The sequence below is a fragment of the Reichenbachiella agariperforans genome (assembly GCF_900142205.1).
GTDB lineage: Bacteria > Bacteroidota > Bacteroidia > Cytophagales > Cyclobacteriaceae > Reichenbachiella > Reichenbachiella agariperforans.
The window spans coordinates 90931-102413 of the sequence record NZ_FRAA01000001.1; the positions used below are offsets into that span (position 1 = coordinate 90931).

Sequence of the window (11483 nt, forward strand, 5' to 3'; positions counted from 1 at the left end):
CATACACATGGATAGTTTCAAAAAAATTTTAGTAGCACTCGATCACACCGATATAGACAAGCAATTGATCAAAGCAGCTTCATTTCTATCGACATTGGCTAAGAGTGAAGAGGTTCTCTTCATCAATGTGATTAAAAGCACAAATATCCCAGATCAGATCAAGAAGGAATTTCCTAACCTGATGGAAGATGCATTGAAGGAACGCCAAGCAGCTATTAAACTCAAAGTGGATCAATACTTTGAAAACAATAACACGAAGGTTAGAATAGAGATCAAATCAGGTCAACCAACAAAATCCATTCTAAAATATAGCGCAACCAAAAAGATAGATTTAATTATCATTGGTCGAAAAAACGAACACAAAGGGGGGGGCGTTTTAATTCACCGTATTGCACGTCGAGCGGGTTGCTCTCTACTCATTATACCTAAGGGCTTTGACAAGAAGGTCAACAAAATCCTTGTTCCAATAGACTATTCTGATCACTCGTTAGACTCTCTCAATCAGTTGATTGATCTATCAAAGGATAAGATGCCAAAAGTAAAAATGATTCCTCAAAACGTCTACCAAGTACCATCTGGGTATCATTATGCGGGCAAGACTTTCGGGGACTTTGCAAAAATCATGGAAGAAAACAGTCAAAAAGAGTACGCTGCTTTTGATGCTAAGATTGTAAAACAAGGGATGGAAATCAAACCTATCTTCACTCTAGATAGAGATGAGGACATCATCTCTACTATATATGCAACTGCAAAGAAAATTAGAGCCAACGCAATAGTCATCGGAGCTAAAGGGGTAACAAGTACTTCTGCTCTGTTTTTGGGTAGTAGTGCTGAAAAACTTATTCAACTGGACTCTGAAATCCCTCTCTTCGTCATGCGAGCTAAAGGGAAACAGAAGAATATCATTGAGTACTTACTAAAACTTTAATTAGTCTGGTTCTGTACCTCGGAAACGATCCAGAAATGCATTTATAGCCCGACATTCATCATCCGTAAAAGTATTGATTCGAGCTGTAAATGCATACAGTTTTTCATCGATCTCTTCTAAGAGCTTTAGCCCCTCATCGTTAATTTTTACATCTACGGCTCTCTTGTCTTTCTTGTTTACCTCTCGCGTTACGAGCCCCTTCCCTACCAGTTTATCTACTATTCTCGAAGCATTAGACATCCTATCAAGCAATCTTTCTATGATTAGATTGATAGTTGCTGCATTCGGATACTGCCCTCTTAATATTCTAAGCGTATTGTACTGTTGAGTAGTCAGTCCATATGGCTTAAACATATAAAATTCCTCTTGATTTAACCAGTTGCTAGTAAACATCAAATTGACAACTACCTTATCAAATTCTGACTTAAACCCCTCCTGCTTTATATCGGCTCCTAGCCCCATAACGATTCATATTTAATGTATAGACACTAAATATATATGATATGAACTAAAGTATATAAAGGAGGTGTTGATTAAATTGATACCCAAGCTAAAAAACAAGATGATTACACGAAAGAGCCTTTTTAAATATACCCCAAGAGTAGTTGCAGCCTTCATTTTGTTACAGACACTATGGTTCAAATTTGGGATAGGTGGAAACGCCGCATTAAAAGAATCAAAAATAATATTCGTCCACTTATCTCAAAGTCTATTAGACACTGGCCAGTACGAGGGGTTGTTTAGATTAGGTACCGGTATGGCAGAGTTACTAGTCTCGATAGCTCTATTCACAAGGTATGCTGGGTATGGAGCGTTATTGGGTGTGGTTATTATGCTCGGCGCAATACTCTCCCACTTACTTCTAATCGGCATCTCTATCAATGGAGATCACGGACAACTCATGGTGATGGCCGTGATCGTTCTTATCTGCTGCGTTAAGGTTGCTTTTAATGAGCGAAACAATACAGTACTAAAAAGGTTTATTTAACTACAAAACTACCTGCTCCCATTTTGTAATCTTCGGTATAGACTTCTACCAAATATTTCCCTAGATCATATTCAGAACCTTTGTCATACAAAAAAGTCAAAGACTGCGCATTTCTATCATAGAGAATATCCTTTTTCACTGTATAAAAATTCTCTCTTCCCTCGAACACAAAAGTCCCTGAACCAGTCGCTACATCAAAAATAACTTTCTTATCTGGCCCAGTAATTTTCACTAGAATACTCTTTCCTTCTATTGCAGCGACACTGTTTTCCAACACATCAAACTCAATCTTCAAATGGGTAATATGACGGTTTTTGAACTCTCCTTCACGTTCCTTACCACTACTATTTATAGCTAAAATTTTCATCCCATCTATCTTCAACTGAGATGCCTTTGCTACTTTTTCTTCAAGCGCACTTCGAGTAGTGTTGAGGTCACGTAAGGACTCATTCAGCTCATTGGCTTCATCTTTCAACTCACTGTTTTCCACCAGCAATTTCTCATTTACTGCCTTCAATCTAACGATTTCCTTATCCTGAGCCAATAGCATTTCTTTGTAACCACTTACTTTCCCCTGCAGATCATTGATCTGTCGGTATGCCTTGGTTCTAAAAGCTTTCTTCTCTTCTTCTAACTGGTTCTTTATCTGTAGTAAAGTATCGATCTCTCCCCCCAATTGGGCTATTTTGAGGATACGCGTATCTAGTTCATTACTCATAGAGTCGAGCTCATTGTAAGCTGTATCTAATTGCTGTTGAGTCAACTCATTTTGTTTCTCTAACTCCAGCGATTCTATCACTTGATGGACCAAACCGATAACTAGTGCTGCAAACACAATAATACTAAGTACAACCAAGATTCTCTTTCTACTCTGCACTTCTTGCTTCTGAGGCTGCTGCTTTTGATTTATTTCCATATTACCTAAAATTCCTATTTGTAAAATTATACCAATATCATTCTTAACCAAGACATGTTTAGAGGTAATCCTCCCAGACTACTCAAATACCAGACCAATTCACCTTTAAAAATCCACAATGTATTTACCTCGTTGTAACCTAGGGTTGAAAAACAAAAAACCCATTTGATAAGTCTCTAGTACTACGCCTTTGTCAAATTTCTTTGACAACTCGTCCCAGGCTCGTCGCATACCAGAAGACCAATTGATGTCATCGAACACCACTACACCATGATTTTGATCTACCAACCGAAACATTAACTCACTGTAAGCCAACGTCCCTTCATAAGTGTGATTCGCATCTAAAAAGATCAATCCAAAGCGGCGTTTTTGTTTTACAAAATCTCTAAGGACAACTTCTACATCCGCATGAACTAGCTCTATTCTATCCGTGAGTCCCAACTTTTTGAATAACTCGCTAGCTACGTCGATCAAAACATCATTGCGCTCGACTGTAACGATGGATTGTAATGAGGAATTACAAAGGCGAATAGTATTAACTCCAATAGAAGCTCCTAGCTCTAGTACAGTACTAAACGCATGGTAATCAATGATGCGCTGGATCAACTGGGCATGCCTGAGATCAGTAATCCCATGCTTGGCTATTTGAGACACTGTGTATTTTTTAGTCGTCAAACTCGAACCTGCACCTGACTGAGTAGGGACTTCACGATGATCAGACTGAAGCTGATGTAGGGCTGTAGTAATCTCAGAGCTGTCGGCTTTCTGAACTCCTCTGAACACTTCATTATATAGCTCAAAAACATAAGGTGCTTGGAGAGAATGCTGGTCAACACACTGCAACCAATAGATAACGTATCGTTTGACACGAAATAGTGCTGTACTTAAATCCACAAATGATAGAAAAGATTAATTGTTACGCTCAGGTACGATCATGGTAAACTCAGGAATTAGAACCTCAAGCATTTTACCATCGATAATGCGCTCCATCAAATAGGTACCATACATCTTACCAACACCACTACGAAGGTTGCAACCCGACACATAAATGTGCTCTTGCCCCGGTTCGATTGTAGGCTGTTGTCCTACTACACCCTCACCTTCTACTTCACGATCAGTATAAGAAGCATCTTTGATATGCCAGTGTCGTCTTTTGAGTTGAATCGTGTTATCACTTTCGTTTTTGATGATCACCTTATACGTAAAGACATAGTGAAACTGACGAGGACTAGAATACTTTGGTTGGTACTCAGTCTCGACACTCACTTTGATTCCTTTTGTTTTTTGGGATACCATCATATGAAATAATGAACTCAATAATGAAAATGGTCTTTTGTTGAGATTACAAGTAAATGAATTTATTTTTACTTCCAAAAAGAATGAATGTAAATATTCACGAAAGCTGGAAAGAACAACTGCAAAAAGAGTTTCAAAAGACTTATTTTCAAGAACTTACAGAGTTTGTCAAGAGTGAATATAAGAACCATAAAGTCTATCCACGACCTGCATATATTCTCAATGCGTTTGAATTTTCTCCTTTTGATACAACCAAAGTTATTATCATCGGGCAAGACCCTTACCATGGTGAAGGGCAAGCTCACGGCTTATGCTTTTCCGTCAACAGAGATGTGAAAATTCCTCCTTCATTAAGAAATATATATAAAGAAATCCATGATGATGTGGGGACGACAATACCCACTCACGGCAATCTCGAGCATTGGGCCAAACAAGGCGTACTCATGCTGAATGCCACACTGACTGTTCGAGCACACACACCAGGATCACATCAAAACAAAGGGTGGGAAACATTCACTGATGCTGTGATCCAAACCCTATCAGATCAAAAAGAGAATTTAGTATTCCTACTATGGGGAGCTTATGCACAAAAGAAAGGGGCCATTATCGACACCTCTAAACATCTCGTTCTAGAGTCAGCACACCCTTCCCCATTTGCTGCACATAGGGGATTTTTCGGTAATCGACACTTTAGCAAAACCAATCAATATCTAAAAGAAAAAGGCTTACCAGAAATCTACTGGTAAGCCTTTCGTATTTCTTTATCACTCGAGATTAATTAATTCCACTAAACAATCTTGACCAACGGATCATTCCCAACAGGTCTTCATTTGGATCAATAGACATCCAAATAAATGAAGCCTCACCCACCACGTGATCCTCCGGCACAAAACCCCAGAAACGGGAATCTTCAGAGTTATGACGATTGTCTCCCATCATGAAATAATAGTTCTGTTGAAACGTATATTCCTTGGCTACTTGCCCGTCTATGATGAGCTTGTTCTCCTGAACCTTCACATCATCTAGGCCTTCATAGTCACGAATAGTCGATCCATATGTAGCAACCCCGTCAGCATCTAACTGAACAGTCATTCCTTCTGCGGGGATAACCAACGGCCCAAAGAAATCTGCATTCCACGGAAATCTACTTGCATCTGGGAAAATACGTGGTTCTACATCATCAGATCCACGTTTTACAGGTTGTACTTTCGTAACGAAAGGCAAAGTCTCAAACTTCTTAGCATCAGATGGCTTGGCCTGAATATAATACCCTCCGTTAACAGGAGTTCTATCCCAAACACCATTCTGTTTGAATACTCGCTCGTTAATTGTCTTTTCTGTCGTAATGAAATACAAAAACTGCATTTCCTGAGGATTCTCTCCTTTCTCACCATTGATATAAACCTGTGTGTCTTTAATCTGCAAAGTATCTCCACCTATGGCTACACATCTCTTGATATAGTGTGTTTTGAGATCTACTGGGTGCTCAAATTCTGGTGGATAGTTAAACACTACTACGTCATTTCTCTCTACATCACCAAACCCAGGTAATCTAAACTGTGGTAACTGTATTGCGTCAGAGTAAGAAGAAATACCACTCAAAGGCCCCCATAGTTTTGCATGTGTCAGTGGTACCTGTAGTGGTGTTTTAGGCGTTCTAGGTCCATAGTTGATTTTGCTCACGAACAAGAAGTCACCTACCAACAATGAGTTTTCCATCGATGGAGTCGGTATCGTATAAGCTTCCATAAACGCCCAGCGAATCAAAGTAGCTGCTACTACTGCAAAGACAATGGCATCCACCCACTCTCTGACTGGTCCTTTCTTTTTCTTTTCCTTCTTTTTAAATAAGTCCTTTATATTCATCACTTGATCTGATTGAAATCTTATAATTCTAATAGGTCATTCATAGAGAATACTCCTTCCTTACCATGCAACCATTCCGCTGCTAATACTGCGCCCATGGCAAATCCCTTTCGGCTGTGCGCTACATGACTAATTTTAATTGTATCCACTTCTGATTCGTAGGTCACGTCATGTGTACCTGGTACATTTTCTATTCTCTCTGAGACAATGCCAATTTTACTTACATCGGACGTTTCTTCGTTTACCCAGCCAGTCTTCTCGGTCATTTGACTCATCATTCCCTCTGCTAAACTGATTGCTGTACCACTAGGTGCATCAAGTTTCTGCGTATGGTGAATTTCCACTATCGACGCATTGTAATCGTGCCCCTTCATGAGTTTTGCTAAATACTCGTTGAGCTTAAAGAAGATATTCACACCTAAACTATAGTTAGATGCATAAAAAAAGCCCACTTTATTCTCCTCTACTATACGCTCAACCTCCGGAAACTGATCCAACCAACCTGTACTTCCTGACACTACAGGGACACTGTTGGTCAGGCAAGTAGATATATTGTTAAACGCTGACTCTGGCGCGGTGAATTCAATCACCACATCCGTATTCTCAGGAGAGATCTCTTGTAGCACTGATGGTGAATCGATGTTAACAATCTTAGACACTTCGTGTCCTCGCTCTATCAGTATCTGTTCGATGGCTTTTCCCATCTTTCCGTATCCTACTAATCCTATCTTCATTTATTCAAATTTATAACCAAAGACATGCCGACGTTTCTTACCGTGTATTGTGTTTGGTGTTGGTATGATGGTAAAAAAGACAGTTCATCATTGATATCAAATTCTATCAAGTGAGCTGCCACATGTGCGTCTACTATTGTCAAAAGGTAATATGCTACACCAATGATGATCATAAAATCACGGTCCCGTTGAAACTTCTCAGCATTCCGCTGTAGTGAGTTCGCACTAAAAGCGGGGAACGGATTCACCGTACTCTCATCACCATCTGTCTCTGCGATCCATGCATTGCGAAAGGCATTGTAGTAATCATTGTTATACTTGATAAAATGCCCTATCATGATCGCTCCTCCGTACAGAATCGGCAATTTCCAATATTGTTTGTTATAGACTTGACCCAGTCCAGGTAAAACCGCAGCATACATAGCTGCTTTGTTTGGGTCTAATGTGGATTTGCTACGAAAACTCTCTATCCCTGCTGTTTCCAAGAATAAAGAATCTTCGTGAATAATCTGTTGATCTTGTGCGTTCAGGGTATGTACACACAAGATGAATAAAATTGAATAAAGCGATTTTTTAACCAAAGTATCAAGCATCGATAATCTCCAAGATCCTATTCAGTTCAGTCACTGAAGTAAATGGAATCTTGATTTCACCTTTATTTTTATCGTTGGCCGAAATTTTAATTTTCGTCCCGAAATGCGAAGATAGTTGATCTTGTACTTTAATTATTTCTTTACTAGGCTCTTTGTTCTCAATTTTTTCCTCAGGTTCATCAGGAAAAGACGCTTGCTTGACCAATGCTTCTACTTTCCTCACTGAGAGGTCTTCCGCTAGTATCTTTTTGAGTAAATCCAACTGAAAAACAGAATCCTCTACGCTGATCAACGCTCGTGCGTGTCCCATTGAGATTTTACCATCCCTAACTGCCGCCTGAATGTCTGGTGGAAGTTTAAGTAATCTCAGGTAGTTATTAACTGTAGACCTTTTCTTACCCACACGATCTCCCAACTCCTCTTGCTTAAGACTACAATCTGTCAATAATCGCTGATAACTGAGAGCAACCTCCATCGCATTTAGATCTTGGCGCTGAATGTTCTCAATCAACGCCATCTCTAGCATCTGCTGATCATCCGCAGTACGAATGTATGCGGGAACTTTTTTCAACCCCACTAACTTACTCGCTTGGAATCTTCGCTCACCTGAGATCAACTGAAAAGAATTGTTGTTCAGCTTTCTCAAAGTAATAGGCTGGATAATCCCTTGAACCTTGATGGACTCGGCCAGTTCTTCTAAAGCCTCTTTGTCAAAATCTGTTCTTGGCTGATAAGGGTTCACCTCGATTTGATCGAGCTGTACTTCGGAGATACTACCTACAGCAGCACTTCTCTCTCGCAATGGCTTACGTTCTCTTGGCTCCTCTACGATCCCTGCTTCTTTGCTATTAGAAGAATCATCAAGCAATGCTCCTAAACCTCTCCCTAACGCATTTCTTCTTGTTGGTTTCTTACCAGCCATCTACTTCCTATCTAAATATATTAATTCACTTCTTCTACTGCCACTTGGTTATTAGCGACGATCTCATGCGCCAAGTTCAAGTAGCTAATAGCACCTTTACTCTCCGCGTCATGAGCTATGGCTGGCAATCCAAAACTAGGTGACTCACTGAGCTTGATATTCCTAGGAATCAAGGTGTCAAACACCATAGATTTAAAATGAGTGGTCACTTCTTCTACCACTTGGTTAGACAATCTTAATCGCATGTCGTACATCGTCAATAGAATCCCTTCAATTTCCAATTCTGGATTCAGTCTTGACTGAATAATTTTGATGGTATTCAATAATTTCCCGAGACCTTCCAAAGCGAAATATTCACACTGTACAGGGATGATCACCGAATCTGATGCTGTCAAGGCATTGATAGTAATCAAACCTAAAGAAGGTGAACAGTCAATAATGATAAAGTCATAATCATCCTTGATAGGCTCCAAGGCCTGTTTCATCTTCTGCTCACGCTCATCATAATCTACTAATTCTACTTCCGCTCCTACCAAATTGATATGAGAAGGTAGTAAATCCAAGTAGTCCAAATCCGACTGAATAATACAATCGTACGGATCTACTCCGTCCACCATGCACTCATAGATACCCGCCTCTATGTTCTTAGGGTCTTCACCAATCCCCGAAGTAGCATTCGCCTGTGGATCGGCATCCACAATCAAAGTCTTGAACTCTAATGCCGCTAAACTTGCTGCTAGGTTGATTGACGAAGTGGTCTTTCCTACTCCCCCTTTTTGGTTTGCAATTGAAATGATCTTACCCATAAAGCTTGGTTTCTGTTTATTTAAGTAGTGTAGTCACCATGAGGCAAACTACTGAACGGGGCAAATATATGTTTCGTTTAATCATTTACGATATATGACCTCAGAAATTTGTCCACATTAAAATGTTGATAAATATACTGCGAATCTCAGTATCAGCGCTTTACTAAATCATTAATTCTATGAATATCTATCTAATAGCGCATTAAACACTATAGATCAATGTGTTAAATAAATTTCACTCTTTAAAGGCTTGCTCAATGAACATTTTCACAAGCTATCACATATAACTTCACTTTCTAGACAATTCCTCTAAATTCACATGTGCATAGCACTTAATATCAAAGGATTATACCTTTATTCAGTGACAATGCATCTGGATTCACATCTTGTTTCTCTACTCCTTTAAATCTCTTTACTATTTCGTCAGTGGTGAGCACCGAAGCATAGCGATTTTTCAAGCTGTTGATCGTGCCCTGCTGGAGCTCTGGCGTCACAGTCGTACAAGCATCCTCTACCATCGTGACGAGATAGCCGAGATCACAAGCATCCCGAATAGTCGTCTCCACACACTCATTGGTATACACCCCCGCTACGATGAGCTCGTTGACACGTAGATTTTGCAAGATATAGTTGAGATTGGTAGATGAGAAAACACCACTGGCTGTTTTGTTTACCACGATCTCGTCTCCTTGTGGGGCTACTTCAGGCAAAAAATCAGCTTCTTTAGAACCTGGTGCCGCCAAAAGCCCTAGCCTTTTGTGTCCATTGCTACGGTCCCTCCCATCTTGGGTCATCGCTTGTATACGGGTATGGATCACTTCTATCTTTTTATCTCTGAATGTCTTGAGTAGCCGCTGGACATTGGGTAGCACATAGCTATTGAGTGTATCAAAATAATATTCCTGTTGCTCTACTGGTATCCCCGAAGTTGCCACATCTTTAAAAACACCATAACCACGTGCTGCATCCAAATACTGGATATCGATAATCAGCAAAGCAACTTCTAGATGTTCGAGATCATTTTTACGCTGTACCGAACTATCATCTACAAGTTCATGGTAGTACTGCTTCAGGGGGTCAAGGGAATCTTCGGGACGTAGGTCTCTATCGAATTCTTTCATTTTAGAAAAAGTTAAAAGGTAGAAAGTTTAAAAGAGGAAAATAATTTTGGCTAATTAACGATCTCCCGCAATTCTTACGAGTGCATTCAGCGCTAAGTTAGCACCACTTTCGAGATGATGCCAATCGGTCCATTCGTGTGGCGAGTGGCTGATGCCATTTTTGCTCGGCACGAAAATCATGGCGATGGGTGCAATCTTGGCGACCATCTGCGCATCATGAGCCGCTCCACTCGGCATCACTTTGTAAGACATCTCTAGCTGCTGTGCTGCCTCTTCGAGATGCGACTGCATCTGGTTGTCACAAGCCACAGGATAGATCATACTGGCTTCTGTAAAATCAAAACTCAACTGCCGCCGTCTCGCAATCGCCGAAAGCGCTTTGCGACAAGCGTCTTTGAGCTCGTTCATCACCTCTAGGCTCACGTCACGTGCATCGATACTAAAATCCACTTCCCCAGGCACCGTATTGGCCGAACCTGGATAAAGCGCTACGTTCCCTATAGTAATCCGGGACGCTTCCCCACCATTTTCATCGATAATCCGCGGTATCTCATGTGCAAAATCCGCCAAACCCATAAAGGCATCTTTGCGCATCTCCATCGGGGTAGTCCCTGCATGGTTGGCTGCACCAAGCAGACGTACCTGCCACTTGAACAGCCCCGTGATGTCTGAGACGATTCCTACGGAGACATTCTCTGCATCAAGCACGGGTCCTTGCTCGATATGGAGTTCAAGATAGCTTTTGATCTCCTTTTTGGGACGAGAAGCAGACAAGGCCTGGTACGGATCGACTCCCAATTGCTGGAGCACATCCGATAGCATAATACCATCCAGATCCTGAGACTCTTCTATGATCCTAGGGTTGAGTTGCCCTGCGAAAGCTCGCGAACCGAACATACCGCCAAACCTCCCCTCCTCGTCACTAAATGCAATCACCTCTAATGGATAGGCTGTTTGGATACTCTGTTCTTTGATACACAGCAAACACTCCAGCCCTACCAGTACCCCTAGTGCTCCATCCAATGCACCTGCATTTGGTACAGTATCGATGTGCGAACCGATGACCACTGCGGGTTTATCTTGATTTGCTTCATTTTCGTAGCGCCCAATGATATTGAGTGCGGCATCTCGACGTGTAGGGATGCCATACGCCTCTAGCTTCGCCTCCAACCAATTCCTCGCCAAAAGTTCGTCGGCATTGAAAGCCATGCGATAGATTCCTCCGTCGTCCTTCTTTCCAATGGCTGCTAGCTCGTTGAAATTTGCCTTGAACCGCTCAAAATTGATTGTCAATACCATAAGTCTATGTCTTT

Annotated in this window: 14 protein-coding genes; 3 read left to right on the top strand and 11 right to left on the bottom strand. The window is 41.0% G+C overall.

Annotated features, from left to right (window positions below; translation table 11 throughout):
- Positions 1-7 precede the first annotated feature (7 nt).
- Positions 8-928, top strand: a complete 921-nt coding sequence (locus tag BUB99_RS00300) for a universal stress protein (RefSeq protein WP_073118374.1) — start codon at positions 8-10, stop codon at positions 926-928.
- On the opposite strand, the gene BUB99_RS00305 is transcribed toward BUB99_RS00300, so the two are convergent.
- Positions 929-1390, bottom strand: a complete 462-nt coding sequence (locus BUB99_RS00305; RefSeq protein ID WP_073118376.1) for a MarR family winged helix-turn-helix transcriptional regulator — start codon at positions 1388-1390, stop codon at positions 929-931.
- Between the two features lie 100 nt (positions 1391-1490).
- Here BUB99_RS00305 and BUB99_RS00310 point away from each other — a divergent pair, with 100 nt between their 5' ends.
- The gene (locus BUB99_RS00310; protein WP_073118378.1) at positions 1491-1916 is read left to right on the top strand and encodes a hypothetical protein; all 426 of its coding nucleotides are present in this window, start codon (positions 1491-1493) and stop codon (positions 1914-1916) included.
- On the opposite strand, the gene BUB99_RS00315 is transcribed toward BUB99_RS00310, so the two are convergent.
- From BUB99_RS00315 to apaG, 3 genes are all read right to left on the bottom strand, one after another.
- Positions 1909-2832: a coiled-coil domain-containing protein gene (locus tag BUB99_RS00315; RefSeq protein ID WP_073118379.1), complete on the bottom strand. Its 924-nt coding sequence runs from the start codon at positions 2830-2832 to the stop codon at positions 1909-1911. The genes BUB99_RS00310 and BUB99_RS00315 overlap by 8 nt on opposite strands.
- 105 nt (positions 2833-2937) lie before the next feature.
- Complete coding sequence (locus tag BUB99_RS00320) at positions 2938-3726, bottom strand: O-methyltransferase (RefSeq protein WP_084190253.1); 789 nt, start codon at positions 3724-3726, stop codon at positions 2938-2940.
- Between the two features lie 15 nt (positions 3727-3741).
- Entirely contained in the window at positions 3742-4128 is a 387-nt protein-coding gene (gene apaG, locus BUB99_RS00325) for a Co2+/Mg2+ efflux protein ApaG (protein WP_073120474.1), read from the bottom strand.
- Between the two features lie 83 nt (positions 4129-4211).
- Between apaG and ung the strand changes: the two genes are divergently transcribed.
- The gene (gene ung / locus BUB99_RS00330) at positions 4212-4874 is read left to right on the top strand and encodes a uracil-DNA glycosylase (protein ID WP_073118383.1); all 663 of its coding nucleotides are present in this window, start codon (positions 4212-4214) and stop codon (positions 4872-4874) included.
- Between the two features lie 28 nt (positions 4875-4902).
- On the opposite strand, the gene lepB is transcribed toward ung, so the two are convergent.
- The 7 genes from lepB to BUB99_RS00365 all read right to left on the bottom strand — a co-directional run bounded on the left by lepB (position 4903) and on the right by BUB99_RS00365 (position 11469).
- The gene (gene lepB / locus BUB99_RS00335; RefSeq protein ID WP_073118385.1) at positions 4903-5994 is read right to left on the bottom strand and encodes a signal peptidase I; all 1092 of its coding nucleotides are present in this window, start codon (positions 5992-5994) and stop codon (positions 4903-4905) included.
- Positions 5995-6014: 20 nt separating this feature from the next.
- Entirely contained in the window at positions 6015-6728 is a 714-nt protein-coding gene (dapB, locus tag BUB99_RS00340) for a 4-hydroxy-tetrahydrodipicolinate reductase (protein ID WP_073118387.1), read from the bottom strand.
- Positions 6725-7273 carry a DUF5683 domain-containing protein gene (locus BUB99_RS00345; RefSeq protein ID WP_084190254.1) on the bottom strand — a complete coding sequence of 183 codons (549 nt, stop codon included), beginning with the start codon at positions 7271-7273 and terminating at the stop codon, positions 6725-6727. The genes dapB and BUB99_RS00345 overlap by 4 nt, the downstream gene beginning before the upstream one ends.
- Before the next feature lie 40 nt (positions 7274-7313).
- Entirely contained in the window at positions 7314-8243 is a 930-nt protein-coding gene (locus tag BUB99_RS00350; RefSeq protein ID WP_073118389.1) for a ParB/RepB/Spo0J family partition protein, read from the bottom strand.
- Positions 8244-8263: 20 nt separating this feature from the next.
- Positions 8264-9049 carry a ParA family protein gene (locus BUB99_RS00355; RefSeq protein ID WP_073118391.1) on the bottom strand — a complete coding sequence of 262 codons (786 nt, stop codon included), beginning with the start codon at positions 9047-9049 and terminating at the stop codon, positions 8264-8266.
- A gap of 338 nt (positions 9050-9387) precedes the next feature.
- Positions 9388-10170, bottom strand: a complete 783-nt coding sequence (locus BUB99_RS00360) for a cysteine hydrolase family protein (protein WP_073118393.1) — start codon at positions 10168-10170, stop codon at positions 9388-9390.
- A gap of 54 nt (positions 10171-10224) precedes the next feature.
- Positions 10225-11469, bottom strand: a complete 1245-nt coding sequence (locus tag BUB99_RS00365; protein WP_221407472.1) for a Zn-dependent hydrolase — start codon at positions 11467-11469, stop codon at positions 10225-10227.
- Positions 11470-11483 lie beyond the last annotated feature (14 nt).